Source organism: Salmonella sp. HY31 (assembly GCF_042604575.1).
Taxonomy (GTDB): Bacteria; Pseudomonadota; Gammaproteobacteria; order Enterobacterales; family Enterobacteriaceae; genus Salmonella; species Salmonella diarizonae.
This window is the reverse complement of the sequence record NZ_CP170479.1, coordinates 4715000-4733307: the sequence shown is the minus strand read 5'-3', so window position 1 is coordinate 4733307 and position 18308 is coordinate 4715000. Positions and strand designations below refer to the sequence as shown.

Here is an 18308-nt window from a genome sequence, read left to right as displayed (position 1 = left end):
GGCATCCCATTATGAGAGTTATTGTAATGCGCGCAACAGCGCATCGTTGTCGGCGTTATCAGCGACCTTAATATCTTGCCAGCCCAGTTCCCGGGCGAGGTGCGCCAGACGCTCACTGACGACCAACAGCCGACAGCGTAGTAACCAGTGCTCACGATACCACTGGGGAATCAGCGACCAGAGCTGTTGCAACATCTCGCCGCTGGTGACAACAAGCGTTGTTATGCCGCGAGCATGCCAGCGCATCGCTTCTTCCGCGCCATCGTAATGTTTCGCACTTCGTTGATAACATTCACAAAAATTGACTTCGGCTCCGCGAGCTGTCAGGGTTTCGCCCAGCAGTTCGCGACCGCCATTGCCACGCAAAATCAGCGCGCGTTTGCCCGCAATATTTTGTAATTCAGGTAATTGTAGCAAGACTTCGCTGATTTCCCGACCCAATGGATAACGAATATCGAATCCGCTAACGGTATGAAGGGCGAGCGCCGTGGTGCGGCCAATCGCGAAATAGCGCGGCGACGCAGGCCAGTTTCGACCATCCCGCTGGATCTGGGCGTGGGCAAAGGCGACGGCGTGCTGTGAAAGGGCAAAAACCAGATCGTTTTCCGTCAGCGTCGCCAGACGGTCGGCCAGGGTGGGCAGCTCCCGACCGGCGACAAATTCAATCAGCGGAAAACTCCAGGCCACCTGCCCCAGTGCGCGCAGACGGCTCACTAACGCTTCCCCTGCGGGAGAGGGGCGGGTGACCAGAATACTCATGCGGGCGCCTCGCCGTTATAAACTTCCGTCAGAATCGCGCGTGCGCCGTTTTCCAGCAGTTCCTCCGCAAGCGAGATGCCCATTTGCTCCGCCTGCTCGGGTGAACCACGACGTTCGCCGCGGACCATCACCGAACCGTCCGGCGCGCCAACCAGCGCACGTAGCCAAATTTCGCCGTTGATGATTTCCGCATAGCTGCCAATCGGTACCTGACAACCGCCTTCCAGGCGGGTGTTCATGGCGCGTTCCGCCGTTACGCGCAGCGCGGTTTGCGAGTGATTCAACGGTGCGAGCAGCGCCTGTGTTCTCGCGTCGTCAAGACGACACTCAATCCCGACGGCGCCCTGGCCTACGGCAGGCAGCGAAATTTCGGGCGGCAAGGCTGTGCGAATGCGCGACTCCAGACCTAAGCGTTTCAAACCGGCCACGGCCAGGATAATGGCGTCATAGTCGCCGTTGTCCAGCTTGCCGAGGCGTGTGCCGACGTTACCGCGCAATGAACGGATAATGAGGTCCGGACGGCGCTCCGCCAGTTGACACTGACGACGCAAACTGGACGTCCCGACGATACTACCCGCAGGCAGATCGTCCAGACTGTGATATTGATTCGAGACAAAAGCATCGCGTGGATCTTCGCGCTCGCAAATCGTCACCAGGCCGAGACCGTCCGGGAAGGCCACCGGAACGTCTTTCATGGAGTGCACGGCGATATCGGCGCGTTTTTCCAGCAGCGCGATTTCAAGCTCTTTAACAAACAGTCCCTTACCGCCCACTTTCGCCAGGGGAGTATCGAGGATCACGTCGCCGCGTGTGACCATCGGCACCAGTTCTACCGTCAGTCCCGGATGGGTTGCCATCAATGCGTCTTTGACATAATGTGCCTGCCAAAGCGCAAGGGGACTTTGGCGTGTGGCAATTCTTAAAACATTGTCTAACATGCTTGTTACCGTCATTATCAATCATTGACCATCCTAACATCCTTATAGAGAGGATGTTAGTTTTCCGGTCACCGTGAGTGAGAGGATAAGGCGCTGTGTCGTCAATGGCAGTGAATAATGACGAGAAACCGCCAGCCCGTATTTAAGAATTTACACGCAGCGAACGGTGCTACACTTGTATGTAGTGCATCTTTCTTTACGGTCAATGAGCAAGGTGTTAAATTGATCACGTTTTAGACCATTTTTTCGTCGGTATTAGATAAAAATATGCAGACGAGAAAGGGTAACGGTTATTTTTGACATACGGTTTATCCCGAATGGCGACGGCGAAGTACTGACCTGAACCATGACGGGTAGCAACATCAGGCGATACGTCTTGTACCTCTATATTGAGACTCTGAAACAGAGACTGGATGCCATAAATCAACTGCGCGTGGATCGCGCGCTTGCTGCCATGGGGCCCGCTTTTCAGCAGGTTTACAGTCTTCTGCCGACATTATTGCACTATCACCATCCACTGATGCCGGGTTACCTTGATGGTAACGTTCCCAGCGGTATTTGCTTCTACACGCCTGATGAAACCCAACGCCACTATCTGAACGAACTTGAGTTGTACCGCGGTATGTCGCCGCAGGACCCGCCAAAGGGCGAGCTGCCGATTACCGGCGTTTATACTATGGGCAGCACCTCTTCGGTCGGGCAGAGTTGCTCGTCCGACCTGGATATCTGGGTGTGCCATCAGGCCTGGCTCGACGGCGAAGAGCGTCAGTTGTTGCAACGTAAGTGTAGCCTGCTGGAAAGCTGGGCCGCCTCGCTTGGCGTTGAGGTGAGCTTCTTCCTGATCGATGAAAACCGTTTCCGCCATAACGAAAGCGGCAGTCTGGGCGGGGAAGACTGCGGTTCTACGCAGCACATCCTGTTGCTTGATGAGTTTTATCGTACCGCTGTGCGCCTGGCTGGGAAGCGTATTTTGTGGAGTATGGTGCCGTGCGACGAAGAAGAGCATTACGACGACTATGTCATGACGCTCTACGCGCAGGGCGTATTAACGCCAAACGAGTGGCTGGATCTGGGGGGCTTAAGTTCGCTCTCTGCCGAAGAGTACTTTGGCGCCAGCCTGTGGCAGCTATACAAGAGCATTGACTCGCCGTACAAAGCGGTGCTGAAAACGCTGCTGCTGGAAGCCTACTCATGGGAATATCCCAACCCACGACTGCTGGCGAAAGACATTAAACAACGTCTGCATGACGGTGAAATCGTATCGTTTGGACTCGATCCCTACTGCATGATGCTGGAACGGGTCACTGAATACCTGACGGCAATTGAAGATCCGACGCGGCTGGATTTAGTCCGCCGCTGCTTCTACCTGAAAGTGTGCGAGAAATTAAGCCGTGAGCGCGCCTGCGTAGGCTGGCGTCGGGAAGTATTAAGCCAGTTAGTCAGCGAGTGGGGATGGGACGACGCGCGTCTGACCATGCTCGATAATCGCGCAAACTGGAAAATCGATCAGGTGCGCGAAGCCCACAACGAATTGCTCGACGCAATGATGCAGAGCTACCGTAATCTGATTCGCTTTGCGCGGCGCAACAACCTCAGCGTGAGCGCCAGCCCGCAGGATATCGGCGTACTGACGCGTAAGCTGTACGCCGCTTTTGAAGCGTTGCCGGGTAAAGTCACGCTGGTGAACCCGCAGATATCACCGGATCTGTCCGAGCCGAATTTAACCTTTATTCATGTGCCGCCGGGGCGCGCCAACCGTTCAGGCTGGTATCTCTACAACCGCGCGCCGAACATGGATTCCATTATCAGCCATCAGCCGCTGGAATATAACCGTTATCTTAATAAGCTGGTCGCGTGGGCGTGGTTCAATGGCCTGCTGACGTCTCGAACGCATCTGTTTATTAAGGGCAACGGTATTGTCGACCTGCCTAAGCTGCAGGAGATGGTCGCCGATGTTTCGCACCATTTCCCGTTGCGCTTGCCTGCCCCGACGCCGAAAGCGCTCTACAGCCCCTGTGAAATTCGTCATCTGGCGATTATCGTTAACCTCGAATATGACCCGACGGCAGCGTTCCGCAATAAAGTGGTGCATTTTGACTTCCGTAAGCTGGACGTTTTCAGCTTTGGCGAAGAGCAAAACTGTCTGGTAGGCAGCATCGACTTGTTGTATCGCAACTCGTGGAACGAAGTGCGTACTCTGCACTTTAACGGCGAGCAGGCGATGATCGAAGCGCTGAAAACGATTCTGGGGAAAATGCACCAGGATGCCGCGCCGCCGGATAGCGTGGAGGTGTTCTGCTACAGTCAGCATCTTCGCGGCCTGATTCGCACCCGCGTGCAGCAACTGGTCTCCGAATGTATTGAGCTACGCCTTTCCAGCACCCGTCAGGAGACCGGTCGCTTCAAGGCGCTGCGGGTTTCCGGGCAGACGTGGGGACTATTCTTCGAACGCCTGAATGTCTCGGTGCAGAAGCTGGAGAATGCTATCGAATTCTACGGCGCTATTTCGCATAACAAGCTGCACGGGCTGTCGGTACAGGTGGAAACCAACCATGTGAAATTGCCGTCAGTGGTGGATGGCTTCGCCAGCGAAGGGATTATCCAGTTCTTCTTTGAAGAAACGGGCGATGAGAAAGGCTTTAATATTTATATCCTGGACGAAAGTAACCGGGCGGAAGTGTATCACCACTGCGAAGGTAGTAAGGAAGAACTGGTGCGCGACGTCAGTCGCTTCTATTCGTCATCGCATGATCGCTTCACGTATGGCTCCAGCTTTATCAACTTTAACCTGCCGCAGTTCTACCAGATAGTGAAAACCGATGGCCGCGCGCAGGTGATCCCATTCCGTACGCAGCCTATCAACACCGTGCCGCCGGCAAACCAGGATCATGACGCACCGCTATTGCAGCAGTATTTTTTATAGTTAGCGGGCCGGATGGCGACGCTGACGCGTCTTATCCGGCTTACGTTCGGCTCCGGTAGGCCCGGTAAGCGCAGCGCCACCGGGCAATAAAGCACTTAGCGGAAGCTCACCGCCTCGCCCGCCTGCTGTGTCGCCGCCTGCTCCAGCAGATCCCAGAAGGTTTCGCCGCTGCGATCGCAAATCCACTCGTCGCCTTTCAGATCGAAATGATAGCCGCCCTGTTTGGTCGCCAGCCATACCTGATGCAGCGGCTCCTGACGGTTGATAATGATCTTACTGCCGTTCTCAAAGCTGAGGGTCAGCACGCCGCCGTTGATTTCGCAGTCGATATCGCTGTCGCCGTCCCAGTCATCGAGGCGTTCTTCAATGGTTAGCCACAGAGCGTCAGCCAGGCGATGAAATTCACTGTCATTCATTGTCGTTTCCCGTTTTTTCGTGATGGCGGCAGTATAACCTGGAACAAAAGGCGTTGCAGTTTACCGCCAAACTCTTGCTTTTACGCCTTCTCCTGCGATGATAGAAAACAGAAAGCATGAACTTACAGGCAATCCATAATGAAAAACGTGTTTAAGACACTCGCTGTACTTCTGACTCTGTTCAGCCTGACGGGCTGCGGTTTGAAAGGGCCGCTTTATTTCCCGCCAGCCGATAAAAGTGTGCCGCCGCCGACGAAAAAAGTCGATTCACAAACGCAGTCCACGATGCCCGATAAGAACGATCGCGCAACGGGAGATGGCCCGTCCCAGGTCAATTACTGAGGATAGTTTTCTGTCCCCGCGTGAACGGAGTGAATGATGCAATTCTCTAAAATGCATGGCCTTGGCAACGATTTTATGGTCGTCGACGCGGTAACGCAGAATGTCTTTTTTTCGCCGGAGCTGATTCGTCGGCTATCCGACAGACACTTGGGCGTAGGGTTCGATCAGCTGCTGGTGGTTGAGCCGCCCTATGATCCTGAGCTGGACTTTCATTACCGCATCTTCAACGCCGACGGCAGTGAAGTCTCGCAGTGCGGCAATGGCGCGCGCTGTTTCGCGCGATTTGTTCGCCTGAAAGGGCTAACCAATAAACGCGATATTCGGGTCAGTACCGCGAAGGGCCGGATGGTACTGAGCGTCACGGAAGATGAACTGGTGCGGGTGAATATGGGGGAGCCAAACTTTGAACCCGCGCAGGTGCCTTTTCGCGCCAACAAAGCGGAAAAGACGTATATTATGCGAGCGGCGGAACAGACCATACTGTGCGGCGTGGTTTCAATGGGTAATCCGCACTGTGTCATTCAGGTTGATAACGTCGATACGGCGGCCGTTGAAACGCTGGGACCGGTTCTGGAAAGCCATGAGCGTTTTCCTGAACGCGCCAATATCGGTTTTATGCAGGTTGTAAGACGCGAGTATATCCGGCTGCGAGTCTATGAACGCGGCGCAGGGGAGACCCGCGCGTGCGGCAGCGGCGCGTGTGCTGCCGTTGCCGTGGGGATTCAGCAGGGACTGCTGGCTGAAGAGGTACGCGTGGAATTACCGGGCGGTCGGCTGGATATCGCCTGGAAAGGTCCGGGTCATCCGTTATACATGACTGGCCCGGCGGCACATGTCTACGACGGATTTATCCATTTATGAAGCAACCAGAGGAAGAACTACAGGAAACGCTCATGGAACTGGACGATCGAGCGGTCGTCGATTACTTGCGCCACCACCCTGAGTTTTTTATCCGTAATGCCCATGCCGTGGAAGCGATGCGTGTTCCCCATCCCGTGCGGGGAACGGTTTCGCTCGTTGAGTGGCATATGGCCCGCGCGCGTAATCACATCAATGCGCTTGAAGAAAATATGACGCTGCTGATGGAACAGGCTCATGCCAATGAAAGTCTGTTTTATCGACTGCTGCATCTGCAAAGCCGTCTGGTCGCCGCGGATAGTCTGGATGAGATGCTGATGCGATTGCACCGCTGGGCGCGCGATCTGGGGCTTGCCGGCGCGACGCTGCGTCTGTTCCCGGATCGTTGGCGACTTGGCGCGCCGTCGCGCTATACGCATCTGGCGTTAAACCGTCAGGCTTTCGAGCCGCTGCGTATTCAGCGACTGGGACAGTCGCAACATTATCTTGGTCCGCTAAACGGCCCGGAACTGCTGGTAGTTTTGCCAGAGGCGAAAGCGATTGGTTCGGTTGCGATGTCCATGTTGGGCCGTGACGCCGATCTCGGCGTCGTGCTTTTCAGTAGCCGCGACGTTCATCACTATCAGCCAGAACAGGGGACGCAGCTTTTGCAGGAGATCGCGCTGATGCTGCCGGAACTGCTGGAACGCTGGATTGAACGCGTATGACGGATGTCGCGCTTTCTCAGGATGTCTCGCGGTTCCTGCGCTATTTAGGCGTGGAGCGCCAGCTTAGCCCCATTACCCTGCTGAACTACCAGCGTCAGCTTGATGCCATTATCGCTTTAGCCGGAGAAACCGGGCTGAAAAGCTGGCAGCAATGTGACGCTGCGATAGTGCGCAGTTTTGCGGTTCGCAGTCGGCGCAAAGGGCTTGGTCCTGCCAGTCTGGCGCTACGTCTCTCGGCATTGCGGAGCTTTTTTGACTGGTTAGTCAGTCAGGGCGAATTGAAAGCTAACCCGGCGAAGGGCGTCTCCGCACCGAAAGCGCCGCGTCATCTGCCGAAAAATATTGATGTCGACGACGTTAACCGCCTGCTGGACATCGATCTCAACGATCCGCTCGCAGTACGCGACCGGGCGATGCTGGAGGTGATGTACGGCGCGGGGCTGCGTTTATCCGAACTGGTTGGCCTGGATATAAAACACCTCGATCTCGATACCGGCGAAGTGTGGGTAATGGGCAAAGGCAGCAAAGAGCGGCGCCTGCCGATTGGCCGTAACGCGGTGACGTGGATTGAGCACTGGTTGGATCTGCGCGGTCTGTTCGCCAGCGATGAAGAGGCGTTATTCCTGTCGAAACTTGGCAAGCGTATCTCCGCGCGCAATGTCCAAAAACGGTTCGCCGAATGGGGCATAAAGCAGGGGCTAAACAGCCACGTGCATCCGCATAAGCTGCGCCATTCGTTCGCGACCCATATGCTGGAATCGAGCGGCGATCTGCGCGGCGTGCAAGAGCTGCTGGGTCATGCCAACCTTTCCACCACCCAAATTTATACTCATCTTGATTTTCAACACCTTGCTTCGGTGTACGACGCGGCGCATCCGCGCGCTAAACGGGGGAAATAATGCGTTTTTACCGGCCTTTGGGGCGTATTGCCGCGCTCACCTTTGACCTGGATGATACCCTTTATGATAACCGTCCGGTGATTTTGCGTACTGAGCAGGAAGCGCTCTCTTTTATGCAAAATTATCACCCGTTGCTACGTTCGTTTCAAAACGTCGATTTACAGCGGATACGGCAGGCGGTGCGTGAAGTGGAGCCGGAAATTTATCATGACGTTACCCGCTGGCGCCATCGCGCGATAGAGCAGGCCATGCGGGATGCGGGACTATCGGCGCAGGAGGCCATTGCCGGCGCGAATGCGGCGATGATGCATTTTGCCAAATGGCGTAGCCAGATTGAGGTTCCGCAGGCTACCCATGAGACGTTACAGCGGCTTGCGAAAAAATGGCCGCTGGTGGCGATCACTAACGGCAACGCCCAGCCGGAACTGTTTGGCCTCGGTGATTACTTTAAGTTTGTACTGCGCGCTGGTCCGGATGGGCGTTCCAAGCCGTTTAGCGACATGTATTTCCTGGCGGCGGAAAAACTGCATGTGCCGATCGGCGAGATCCTACATGTCGGCGACGATCTGACTACCGATGTGGCTGGCGCTATTCGCTGTGGGATGCAGGCTTGCTGGATTAAGCCGGAAAATGCCGACCTGATGCGGACACTGGACAGCCGTTTACTGCCGCATATTGAAATTTCGCGGTTGGCATCTCTCACCTCGCTGATATAATCACCAGTAGTTCTGTATAAATTCCCAGTCATTCTGGCGGATGGCGCTATGCTTATCCGCCCTACGATAAGTAGGCCCGGTAAGCGAAGCGCCGCCGGGCGTTTTTAGTTTTCATGTTTTTACGCGGCGGTGCCAATGGACGTTTCTTACCTGCTCGACAGCCTTAATGATAAACAGCGCGAAGCGGTGGCCGCGCCACGTAGCAACATGCTGGTGCTGGCGGGCGCGGGAAGCGGGAAAACCCGCGTGCTGGTGCACCGTATCGCCTGGTTACTGAGCGTAGAAAACAACTCGCCATACTCCATCATGGCGGTGACCTTTACCAACAAAGCGGCGGCGGAAATGCGCCATCGTATTGGCCAGTTGATGGGTACAAGCCAGGGCGGAATGTGGGTGGGGACGTTCCACGGTCTGGCGCACCGCCTGCTGCGCGCGCATCATATGGACGCTAATCTGCCGCAGGATTTCCAGATTCTCGACAGCGAAGATCAGATGCGTTTGCTTAAACGCCTGATTAAGGCGATGAATCTTGATGAGAAGCAGTGGCCGCCGCGTCAGGCGATGTGGTACATCAATAGCCAGAAAGACGAAGGGCTGCGCCCGCACCATATCCAAAGCTATGGTAACCCGGTGGAGCAAACCTGGCAGAAGGTGTATCAGGCCTATCAGGAAGCGTGCGATCGCGCTGGTCTGGTGGATTTCGCCGAGCTACTGCTGCGCGCTCATGAACTATGGTTGAACAAGCCGCACATCCTGCAGCACTACCGCGAGCGGTTTACTAACATTCTGGTGGACGAATTTCAGGATACCAACAACATTCAGTACGCCTGGGTTCGTCTGCTGGCGGGTGATACCGGCAAAGTGATGATTGTCGGCGACGATGACCAGTCGATCTACGGCTGGCGCGGGGCGCAGGTAGAGAATATCCAGCGCTTCCTCAATGATTTTCCCGGCGCGCAGACCATTCGTCTGGAGCAGAACTACCGCTCGACCAGCAACATCCTTAGTGCGGCGAACGCTCTGATTGAGAATAACAATGGGCGTTTGGGTAAAAAACTGTGGACTGACGGCGTTGACGGCGAACCGATATCGCTGTACTGCGCTTTCAACGAACTGGATGAAGCGCGCTTTGTGGTTAACCGCATCAAAACCTGGCAGGACAACGGCGGCGCGCTTGCGCAATGCGCCATCCTCTATCGCAGCAACGCCCAGTCGCGCGTGCTGGAAGAAGCTTTATTACAGGCCAGTATGCCGTACCGGATTTACGGCGGTATGCGCTTCTTCGAACGCCAGGAAATTAAAGATGCGCTCTCTTATCTGCGTTTGATTGCCAATCGCAACGATGATGCCGCATTTGAACGCGTGGTAAATACCCCGACGCGCGGCATCGGCGACCGTACGCTGGACGTGGTGCGCCAGACCTCGCGCGATCGCCAGCTAACATTGTGGCAGGCGTGTCGTGAGTTGTTGCAGGAGAAGGCATTGGCCGGGCGTGCGGCCAGCGCGCTACAACGCTTTATGGAGCTGATCGACGCCCTGGCGCAGGAAACCGCCGACATGCCGCTGCATGTGCAGACCGACCGGGTGATAAAAGATTCCGGCCTGCGCACAATGTATGAGCAAGAAAAAGGCGAGAAAGGCCAGACGCGCATCGAAAACTTAGAGGAACTGGTGACAGCGACGCGGCAGTTCAGCTACAACGACGAAGATGAAGATTTGATGCCATTGCAGGCCTTCCTCTCTCACGCGGCGCTGGAAGCGGGCGAGGGGCAGGCGGATACCTGGCAGGATGCGGTGCAGCTCATGACGCTGCACTCGGCAAAAGGGCTGGAGTTTCCGCAGGTATTTATCGTCGGGATGGAAGAAGGGATGTTCCCCAGCCAGATGTCGCTGGATGAGGGCGGACGTCTGGAAGAGGAGCGTCGTCTGGCCTATGTCGGCGTGACCCGCGCTATGCAGAAACTGACGTTGACCTATGCCGAAACGCGTCGTCTGTACGGCAAAGAGGTCTACCATCGTCCGTCGCGTTTTATCGGCGAGTTGCCGGAAGAGTGTGTGGAAGAGGTACGTCTGCGCGCCACCATCAGTCGTCCGGTGAGCCATCAACGAATGGGAACGCCGCTGGCGGAAAACGACACGGGCTATAAACTCGGTCAACGCGTGCGCCATGCGAAGTTCGGCGAGGGTACTATTGTCAACCTGGAGGGCAGCGGCGAGCATAGCCGGTTGCAGGTGGCTTTTCAGGGGCAAGGGATCAAGTGGCTGGTTGCCGCGTATGCGAAGCTGGAAACGGTTTGACCGACTCACATATTGCCGGATGACGCGTCTTATCCGGCCTGCGTGCTGGCTAACATTTTGATTTGTAGGCCGGATAAGGCGAAGCCGCCATCCGGCGATATAGTGATGTTAATATTCTGAAATCATAGATAAATACTCTCTCTCTGCTAACCTTTCTGCATAAGGGGAAATTATTGCTTTTTCGCGTTTCGTTGCGTGTTGACGGCAAATTTTTGCTGGCGTAACATGCGCCCACGATTACGCTAAGAGGACATTCGCCTTGGACACACCCAGTAGATACTGGCTCATTATCCTGTCATCCAGGATCAACTCCTAAGGCTATCCCTTTTTGCTGATAGCCTTAGCGGTTGTCAGCGACCTTTCATTTTTTCCCGTCGCGTTGAGTCAGGCTGTTTAATGGTCTGAAACCCAATTTGTTTCTGTGTGCCCATCTGAACTGTCCGATATTTTTACGCATTGGGAGTCCCGGTCATGCTGAGCGCATTTCAACTGGAAAAAAACCGACTGACCCGGCTGGAAGTCGAGGAGTCACAAAGCCTGATTGATGCCGTATGGGTCGATTTGGTCGAACCGGACGACGACGAGCGATTGCGCGTACAATCTGAGCTGGGCCAGAGTCTGGCGACGCGTCCTGAACTGGAAGATATCGAAGCATCCGCGCGCTTCTTTGAAGACGAAGACGGACTGCATATCCACTCCTTCTTCTTCTTCGAAGATGCGGAAGATCATGCCGGTAACTCTACGGTGGCATTCACTATTCGCGATGGCCGTCTGTTTACGCTGCGTGAACGCGAGCTGCCCGCCTTCCGTTTGTATCGTATGCGCGCCCGCAGCCAGGCGATGGTGGATGGCAATGCTTACGAATTACTGCTCGATCTGTTCGAAACCAAAATTGAACAGTTGGCGGATGAAATCGAAAACATCTACAGCGATCTGGAAAAACTGAGCCGCGTCATTATGGAAGGGCATCAGGGCGATGAATACGACGAAGCGCTCTCCACGCTGGCGGAACTGGAAGATATCGGCTGGAAGGTACGCCTGTGTCTGATGGATACCCAGCGCGCGCTGAACTTCCTGGTGCGCAAGGCGCGCTTACCGGGCGGACAGTTGGAGCAGGCACGCGAGATTCTACGCGATATCGAATCTCTGCTGCCGCACAATGAATCGCTGTTCCAGAAGGTGAACTTCCTGATGCAGGCGGCGATGGGGTTCATCAACATCGAGCAGAACCGCATCATCAAAATCTTCTCGGTGGTTTCCGTGGTGTTCCTGCCGCCGACGCTGGTCGCTTCCAGCTATGGGATGAACTTCGAGTTTATGCCGGAACTGAAATGGAGCTTCGGCTACCCTGGCGCGATTATCTTTATGATCCTTGCCGGGCTGGCGCCGTATCTCTACTTTAAGCGGAAGAACTGGCTGTAATTCTGGTGCCGGATGGCGGCTACGCCTTATCCGGCCTACAGTTTCAGCGGAACGCAGAGTCATAGCGGTGGTTCAGCACAGCTCCCGCTATGCTTTACGGATAGAAAACTCTCTCTATTTGTTTCTCGGGCGTTAACTGGTACTCATGCTCGCCATCAATAACGGTTACACCAAAAGTAGTATTACTATCGGAATACTCATCAACGATGAATAAATAGTCTTTCACAATACAATCAGCATCATCCTTAATGGTCGGAAAGCAATATAAATCTTCATACGGCCCATCGTGATAATTTTTAGCATTAGTAAAGCCGTTGCCAATATCTATTACATAATAGCGAAACCAGTCCTGATCCAGTAAAGGGTATTTCCTCTTAAATTCTTCCCTGTACGTCAGGTACCACCTGATTTTATCTCTGTCAGTCCACGGCAGATGATCCACAACCAGAAAAACTGTCGAGCCAAAATCTGAATAGGCATACAGAATTTTAACCGGCCGCAGAGTCCACAGATTATAGGTCCCGGCCAGCAAGAATAAACACAGCGCTATTTTTTTACATTTATTATTCATCAGTAAGCACCGATTCTGGTGACTGTATTAAAATTTGTGAAAAAAGGTTTAAAGGCAAAATCTTTGTGCCGCTGTAAAAAGAACCATATGCGGAAAAAACGAAATTCGCGATAAAATTTATTCTTGATATCGGCAACATCCAGCCCAAAATGATCCTGCGCAGCGAAATGTAGCGTAGTGCTCCAGCCCATGGCGTACTTCTGAAGATTCGTGAGGGTTATCTTTTGCGCAGCAATATTGTGAACGCAGATCCCCAGTCCATTGATTCTGTCCTCCAGATTATTAAATTTAGCGAGATGTGAACTAAGCAAGTTTGTTTTGATTCCATGCAATATTACGGGTAAATATATTTGTCTTATGTTTTTTTAAATTCCCTCTGAATGTAGTCTTTAACTATAAAAAGAGGGCTGTCTTTTATATTCTTCTTTACTCTTTTATGAAAGGCGGAATTTAGTTGCTGGCTATAAAATGCGCTGCCATTTCCATATCTGAAATGTCTGATGAGTTCATCTATTAGTGTTTGATATTCACCATAGAATGAAAACATTTTTTCCAGTTCTTTCATTTCTGTGAATAGAATATCGACACATTCATCGTGAGATATTTCTCTGCCGAGGTTTGTTAAGCTAAACACGCCATCTACCATGTAAGGTCGGGGAAAATCATAATATATAAGGCGATAAGGATCGACTTTTTCTGATATGTCATTCAGGCCGAGCGCCAGAAGCTCTTCTTCTCCCATGTCGCCACATTGCATGTCACCAGCAGAATTATCGTTGAAGCGTGTGACGGGTTCAAAGAGGGTATAAGGGAGATACATTGATGAATTGAATATATGAGTAATTTCCATTTATATCATTAATAATCAGTAACTTATCGCTTGCTGCGGATGAATGTTACAAGAAAGGGATGGCAGAAAAGTGGCTTCGCTTCACACATCTTTATGAACTATTAAATCAGGATTGTTACTTCAAGTGGGGTTAAAAAGCAGGCGCTACGCCTTATCAGACCTACGGAATTTGTAGGCCTGATAAGTAAACCGCAATCACAATCCTTTACGCGTTCTGCGCTGGGTATACAGCGCATCCATCACGAAAATCGCCAGCGCTACCCAGATAAACCCGAACGTCACCATCTTATCCGCGCCCGGATGTTCATCATAAAAGGTGACTGCCAGCAGGAACATCAGCGTTGGGCCAATGTACTGGAAGAAGCCTAGCGTAGAGAGGCGCAGACGTGTTGCCGCGCCGGTGAAGCACAGCAGCGGAATGGTGGTGACGACACCGGCGGCAATCAACAGCAGGTTCAATGACAGGGGATTCTGTTCCATATGGCTGGTGGCGCTATCGGCGATGCCAAACAGATAAACCGCTGCGACCGGCAACAGCCATAGCGTCTCAACCAGCATACCGGTCTGCGCTTCAACGGCGATCTTCTTACGAACCAGGCCGTAAAACGCAAAGCTAAACGCCAGCCCCAGCGCGATAATCGGCAGCGAGCCAAATGTCCAAAGCTGCACCAGTACGCCGCACACCGCCAGAATCACCGCCAGCCACTGCATACGTCGGAACCGTTCACCGAGAAAAATCATCCCCAGCAAGATGTTAACCAGCGGATTAATAAAATAACCCAGGCTGGCCTCCAGCATATGGTGATTATTTACCGCCCAAATGAATAATAACCAGTTACCGCCGACCAGTACGGCGGATAAGGCCAGCAGGAAAATCTTCTTTGGCGTTTTCAGTAGGTTCTTAACCTGTCGCCACTGGCGGCTGACGCTAAGCAGCGCCACCATAAAGAAAAATGACCAAATCACGCGGTGCGTCAGGATCTCATCTGCGGGAACATAATAGATCAGCTTGAAATACGCGGGGGCGATCCCCCAAATAAAATAGGCGGCAAGAGCGAGTAATACGCCCTGCCGTGTTTGTTTTGCATCCATCCGGAAAACTCGTATCTGAAGTGTAACAACAGTTTACCTGCTTTTATCCCACCATATAAGTGGCGGTGGCGCTGGCGATGTACAGCTGATCTTCATTGTGTAATTCCACGCGGGCGACGGCCACTTTATTCCCTGCGCGCAGCAGGCTACTGGTGGCCGTAAAGCGGTTGCCTCTGCCCGGACGCAGGTAATCGACGCGCAGGTCAATCGTTCCCATCCGCGACAGGCGCTGGCGTAATTCATCTTCGCTGATTGTTTCGTGACGAGTTAGCGTGCTGCCGACGCATACCAGTCCAGCGGCGACATCCAGCGCAGAGGCGATCACACCGCCGTGTAAAATGCTTTGCGCCCAGTTGCCGACCATCATCGGCTGGTTGTTAAAGGCCAGTTGGGCGAACGCTTTTTCATAGCGTTCCAGCTCCAGTCCTAACGCCCGATTAAACGGCATGTGGTAGACAAACATTTCACCCACTAATTTCAGAGCTTGTTCAGCGGTAAGTACAGCGGACATAGGTTCCTGACACTCCATTAGTTAATTAAATGTTGATATTATGCTTCTTAATTGTTGTTTTCTACTTTAAGAAGGGATAACTAACGGCTATGTGTGTAAATATGTAAAAATGGTTGGCAGAGAATGATTCAAGCTGAAAATATTTCGTCAGGAGAACACCAAGAATGCGGGCGATTCTGAGTTGGTTGTTGCCAACCACGCTACTGCCGCTAGCGGTATATGCACAAGAAGCTACGATAAAAGAGGTTCATGATGCGCCTGCAGTGCGGGGAAGTATCATCGCTAACATGCTACAGGAGCATGATAACCCTTTTACGCTTTACCCTTATGACACGAACTACTTGATCTACACGAACACCAGCGATCTGAACAAAGAGGCCATTCGTACCTACAACTGGTCTGAAAACGCACGTAAAGATGAAGTGAAATTTCAGTTGAGTCTGGCGTTTCCGCTGTGGCGCGGAATACTGGGGCCGAACTCGGTACTGGGCGCTTCCTATACGCAGAAATCCTGGTGGCAGCTTTCCAACAGTAAAGAGTCTTCGCCGTTTCGTGAAACCAACTACGAACCGCAGCTTTTTCTTGGTTTTGCTACGGATTATCGCTTTGCCGGCTGGACGCTGCGCGACGTAGAGATGGGCTACAACCATGACTCTAACGGACGTTCGGACCCCACCTCGCGCAGTTGGAACCGTCTGTATACCCGTCTGATGGCCGAAAACGGCAACTGGCTGGTAGAGGTCAAACCGTGGTACGTGATTGGCAGTACCGACGATAATCCGGACATTACCAAATATATGGGTTATTACCAGCTTAAAATCGGTTATCACCTGGGCGAGGCGGTATTAAGCGCCAAAGGCCAGTACAACTGGAATACAGGCTATGGCGGCGCGGAGCTTGGATTAAGCTATCCGGTCACCAAACATGTCCGACTTTATACCCAGGTGTACAGCGGCTATGGCGAATCACTGATCGACTATAATTTTAATCAGACACGTGTCGGCGTCGGCGTGATGCTCAACGATATCTTCTGATCGGATTGTATTTTAAACATTGCAGTTTCTCTCGCAGGCGCTGAAAATAGCGCCTGTTTTGATTTATGGTGAACGGGGTTAATGTGGCGCAGGCGGAAGTGTTGAATCTGGAATCAGGGGCTAAACAGGTTTTGCAGGAAACCTTTGGCTACCAACAGTTTCGCCCGGGCCAGGAAGCGATTATTGATACTGCGCTCTCCGGTCGCGACTGTCTGGTCGTCATGCCCACCGGCGGCGGCAAATCTTTGTGCTATCAAATCCCTGCGTTGTTGCTGGACGGGTTGACCGTTGTCGTTTCGCCGTTGATCTCGTTGATGAAAGACCAGGTCGATCAGCTACTGGCGAACGGTGTGGCGGCGGCGTGTCTGAACTCCACTCAAAGCCGCGAGCAGCAGCTTGAGGTGATGGCGGGGTGCCGTACTGGACAGATTCGTCTGCTGTATATTGCGCCGGAACGCCTGATGCTGGACAACTTTCTTGATCATCTGGCGCACTGGAATCCGGTATTGCTAGCGGTGGATGAAGCGCACTGTATCTCGCAATGGGGACATGATTTCCGTCCGGAATATGCGGCTCTCGGTCAGCTTCGCCAGCGTTTTCCCGCTTTGCCGTTTATGGCGTTGACCGCCACCGCCGACGACACCACGCGTCTGGATATTATTCGTTTGCTTGGGCTTAACGATCCGTTAATCCAGATCAGTAGCTTTGACCGACCAAATATTCGCTACATGCTGATGGAGAAGTTTAAGCCGCTCGATCAGCTAATGCGCTATGTTCAGGAGCAACGCGGCAAATCGGGTATCATCTACTGTAACAGCCGGGCGAAAGTGGAAGATACTGCCGCGCGCTTGCAAAGCCGCGGCATTAGCGCGGCGGCCTATCATGCGGGGCTGGAAAACGCTATTCGCGCCGATGTGCAGGAAAAATTTCAGCGCGACGATCTGCAAATCGTGGTGGCGACCGTCGCTTTTGGAATGGGCATAAACAAACCTAACGTACGTTTCGTCGTGCATTTCGATATCCCGCGCAATATTGAATCCTACTATCAGGAAACGGGCCGCGCCGGGCGCGACGGACTGCCTGCGGAAGCCATGTTATTTTACGATCCGGCTGATATGGCCTGGCTGCGTCGTTGTCTGGAAGAGAAACCAGCCGGACAGCTTCAGGATATTGAACGGCATAAACTGAATGCGATGGGCGCTTTTGCCGAAGCGCAAACCTGCCGTCGCCTGGTATTGCTTAATTACTTTGGCGAAGGCCGACAAGAACCGTGCGGTAACTGCGATATCTGTCTCGATCCGCCCAAACAATATGATGGCTTAAACGATGCCCAGATTGCGCTTTCCACCATTGGTCGGGTTAACCAGCGTTTTGGCATGGGCTACGTCGTCGAGGTGATCCGCGGCGCGAATAACCAACGCATCCGCGATTTCGGTCATGACAAACTCAAGGTTTATGGCATGGGACGAGAAAAGAGCCATGAGCACTGGGTGAGCGTGATTCGCCAGCTCATTCATCTGGGGCTGGTAATGCAAAATATTGCGCAGCATTCCGCATTACAGTTGACGGATGCCGCGCGTCCGGTACTCCGTGGAGACGTTCCGCTCAAGCTTGCGGTGCCGCGCATTGTCGCCCTCAAACCCCGCGTGATGCAGAAATCATTCGGCGGTAATTACGATCGCAAATTGTTCGCTAAGTTGCGCAAGCTGCGTAAAGCTATCGCTGATGAAGAGAATATCCCGCCGTATGTGGTCTTTAACGACGCCACGCTGATAGAGATGGCGGAACAGATGCCGGTTTCCGCCAGCGAGATGTTGAGCGTTAACGGGGTTGGGATGCGAAAACTGGAGCGCTTCGGCAAAGAATTCATGGCGCTCATCCGCGCGCATGTCGATGGTGATGACGAAGAGTAGTCAGCCCGGCAAAAAAGTGCCAGGATGGTGACTCACTGAACTATTTTCCCGCGAGTCAT

Annotated in this window: 17 protein-coding genes and 1 pseudogene; 11 read left to right on the top strand and 7 right to left on the bottom strand. The window is 53.3% G+C overall.

Going from position 1 to position 18308, the window contains the following annotated elements; all coding sequences use genetic code 11:
• Positions 1-18: 18 nt before the first annotated feature.
• A complete protein-coding gene (hemD, locus tag ACE15A_RS22655) occupies positions 19-759 on the bottom strand; it encodes a uroporphyrinogen-III synthase (RefSeq protein ID WP_023247388.1) in 741 nt (246 codons plus the stop codon).
• Positions 756-1697, bottom strand: coding sequence for a hydroxymethylbilane synthase (gene hemC, locus ACE15A_RS22650; RefSeq protein ID WP_053510982.1), 942 nt, complete (start codon positions 1695-1697; stop codon positions 756-758). The genes hemD and hemC overlap by 4 nt, the downstream gene beginning before the upstream one ends.
• A 376-nt stretch (positions 1698-2073) precedes the next feature.
• Between hemC and cyaA the strand changes: the two genes are divergently transcribed.
• A complete protein-coding gene (cyaA, locus tag ACE15A_RS22645) occupies positions 2074-4620 on the top strand; it encodes a class I adenylate cyclase (RefSeq protein WP_023247390.1) in 2547 nt (848 codons plus the stop codon).
• A gap of 95 nt (positions 4621-4715) precedes the next feature.
• Here the strand turns inward: cyaA and cyaY are convergent, their stop codons facing one another.
• Positions 4716-5036 (bottom strand): iron donor protein CyaY, encoded by a 321-nt coding sequence (gene cyaY / locus ACE15A_RS22640; protein ID WP_053510983.1) that lies wholly within the window; start codon positions 5034-5036, stop codon positions 4716-4718.
• A 138-nt stretch (positions 5037-5174) separates the two neighbouring features.
• Between cyaY and ACE15A_RS22635 the strand changes: the two genes are divergently transcribed.
• From ACE15A_RS22635 to corA, 8 genes are all read left to right on the top strand, one after another.
• A complete protein-coding gene (locus tag ACE15A_RS22635) occupies positions 5175-5378 on the top strand; it encodes a lipoprotein (RefSeq protein WP_023247392.1) in 204 nt (67 codons plus the stop codon).
• Between the two features lie 36 nt (positions 5379-5414).
• Entirely contained in the window at positions 5415-6239 is an 825-nt protein-coding gene (gene dapF / locus ACE15A_RS22630) for a diaminopimelate epimerase (protein WP_023247393.1), read from the top strand.
• Positions 6236-6943: a DUF484 domain-containing protein gene (locus ACE15A_RS22625; protein WP_023247394.1), complete on the top strand. Its 708-nt coding sequence runs from the start codon at positions 6236-6238 to the stop codon at positions 6941-6943. Before dapF ends, ACE15A_RS22625 begins: the two co-directional genes overlap by 4 nt.
• A complete protein-coding gene (gene xerC / locus ACE15A_RS22620) occupies positions 6940-7842 on the top strand; it encodes a tyrosine recombinase XerC (RefSeq protein WP_000132874.1) in 903 nt (300 codons plus the stop codon). The genes ACE15A_RS22625 and xerC overlap by 4 nt, the downstream gene beginning before the upstream one ends.
• Positions 7842-8558, top strand: a complete 717-nt coding sequence (gene yigB, locus ACE15A_RS22615; protein WP_053510986.1) for a 5-amino-6-(5-phospho-D-ribitylamino)uracil phosphatase YigB — start codon at positions 7842-7844, stop codon at positions 8556-8558. The genes xerC and yigB overlap by 1 nt, the downstream gene beginning before the upstream one ends.
• A gap of 135 nt (positions 8559-8693) precedes the next feature.
• Complete coding sequence (gene uvrD, locus ACE15A_RS22610; protein ID WP_053510988.1) at positions 8694-10856, top strand: DNA helicase II; 2163 nt, start codon at positions 8694-8696, stop codon at positions 10854-10856.
• A 259-nt stretch (positions 10857-11115) separates the two neighbouring features.
• The gene (gene ysgD / locus ACE15A_RS22605) at positions 11116-11172 is read left to right on the top strand and encodes a YsgD/CorL family protein (protein ID WP_212723238.1); all 57 of its coding nucleotides are present in this window, start codon (positions 11116-11118) and stop codon (positions 11170-11172) included.
• A 155-nt stretch (positions 11173-11327) separates the two neighbouring features.
• Positions 11328-12278 carry a magnesium/cobalt transporter CorA gene (gene corA, locus ACE15A_RS22600; RefSeq protein WP_000947139.1) on the top strand — a complete coding sequence of 317 codons (951 nt, stop codon included), beginning with the start codon at positions 11328-11330 and terminating at the stop codon, positions 12276-12278.
• Positions 12279-12372: 94 nt separating this feature from the next.
• On the opposite strand, the gene ACE15A_RS22595 is transcribed toward corA, so the two are convergent.
• The 4 genes and pseudogenes from ACE15A_RS22595 to yigI form a co-directional block, all read right to left on the bottom strand.
• Positions 12373-12849 carry a DUF943 family protein gene (locus ACE15A_RS22595; protein ID WP_053510990.1) on the bottom strand — a complete coding sequence of 159 codons (477 nt, stop codon included), beginning with the start codon at positions 12847-12849 and terminating at the stop codon, positions 12373-12375.
• Positions 12849-13693, bottom strand: a pseudogene (locus ACE15A_RS22590) (YPO3983 family protein). The gene ACE15A_RS22595 and the pseudogene ACE15A_RS22590 overlap by 1 nt, the downstream one beginning before the upstream one ends.
• Before the next feature lie 201 nt (positions 13694-13894).
• Positions 13895-14791: an EamA family transporter RarD gene (gene rarD / locus ACE15A_RS22585; protein ID WP_053510992.1), complete on the bottom strand. Its 897-nt coding sequence runs from the start codon at positions 14789-14791 to the stop codon at positions 13895-13897.
• A gap of 43 nt (positions 14792-14834) precedes the next feature.
• The gene (yigI, locus tag ACE15A_RS22580; RefSeq protein ID WP_001277136.1) at positions 14835-15302 is read right to left on the bottom strand and encodes an acyl-CoA thioesterase YigI; all 468 of its coding nucleotides are present in this window, start codon (positions 15300-15302) and stop codon (positions 14835-14837) included.
• A gap of 164 nt (positions 15303-15466) precedes the next feature.
• On the opposite strand from yigI, the gene pldA reads away from it, so the two are divergent.
• Together pldA and recQ are read left to right on the top strand one after the other, a co-directional pair.
• Entirely contained in the window at positions 15467-16336 is an 870-nt protein-coding gene (gene pldA / locus ACE15A_RS22575) for a phospholipase A (protein WP_023247398.1), read from the top strand.
• An 83-nt stretch (positions 16337-16419) separates the two neighbouring features.
• On the top strand, positions 16420-18249 hold the full coding sequence (gene recQ, locus ACE15A_RS22570; protein WP_001664819.1) for an ATP-dependent DNA helicase RecQ: 1830 nt from the start codon (positions 16420-16422) through the stop codon (positions 18247-18249).
• Positions 18250-18308 lie beyond the last annotated feature (59 nt).

Excerpts from the sequence above, each read along its gene's own strand:
- cyaY (WP_053510983.1), bottom strand. The coding sequence starts at position 5,036 with ATGAATGACAGTGAATTTCATCGCCTGGCTGACGCTCTGTGGCTAACC.
- ACE15A_RS22625 (WP_023247394.1), top strand. The coding sequence starts at position 6,236 with ATGAAGCAACCAGAGGAAGAACTACAGGAAACGCTCATGGAACTGGAC.
- hemC (WP_053510982.1), bottom strand. The coding sequence starts at position 1,697 with ATGTTAGACAATGTTTTAAGAATTGCCACACGCCAAAGTCCCCTTGCG.
- ACE15A_RS22635 (WP_023247392.1), top strand. The coding sequence starts at position 5,175 with ATGAAAAACGTGTTTAAGACACTCGCTGTACTTCTGACTCTGTTCAGC.
- pldA (WP_023247398.1), top strand. The coding sequence starts at position 15,467 with ATGCGGGCGATTCTGAGTTGGTTGTTGCCAACCACGCTACTGCCGCTA.
- dapF (WP_023247393.1), top strand. The coding sequence starts at position 5,415 with ATGCAATTCTCTAAAATGCATGGCCTTGGCAACGATTTTATGGTCGTC.
- xerC (WP_000132874.1), top strand. The coding sequence starts at position 6,940 with ATGACGGATGTCGCGCTTTCTCAGGATGTCTCGCGGTTCCTGCGCTAT.
- hemD (WP_023247388.1), bottom strand. The coding sequence starts at position 759 with ATGAGTATTCTGGTCACCCGCCCCTCTCCCGCAGGGGAAGCGTTAGTG.
- yigI (WP_001277136.1), bottom strand. The coding sequence starts at position 15,302 with ATGTCCGCTGTACTTACCGCTGAACAAGCTCTGAAATTAGTGGGTGAA.
- ACE15A_RS22595 (WP_053510990.1), bottom strand. The coding sequence starts at position 12,849 with ATGAATAATAAATGTAAAAAAATAGCGCTGTGTTTATTCTTGCTGGCC.
- uvrD (WP_053510988.1), top strand. The coding sequence starts at position 8,694 with ATGGACGTTTCTTACCTGCTCGACAGCCTTAATGATAAACAGCGCGAA.
- yigB (WP_053510986.1), top strand. The coding sequence starts at position 7,842 with ATGCGTTTTTACCGGCCTTTGGGGCGTATTGCCGCGCTCACCTTTGAC.
- rarD (WP_053510992.1), bottom strand. The coding sequence starts at position 14,791 with ATGGATGCAAAACAAACACGGCAGGGCGTATTACTCGCTCTTGCCGCC.
- corA (WP_000947139.1), top strand. The coding sequence starts at position 11,328 with ATGCTGAGCGCATTTCAACTGGAAAAAAACCGACTGACCCGGCTGGAA.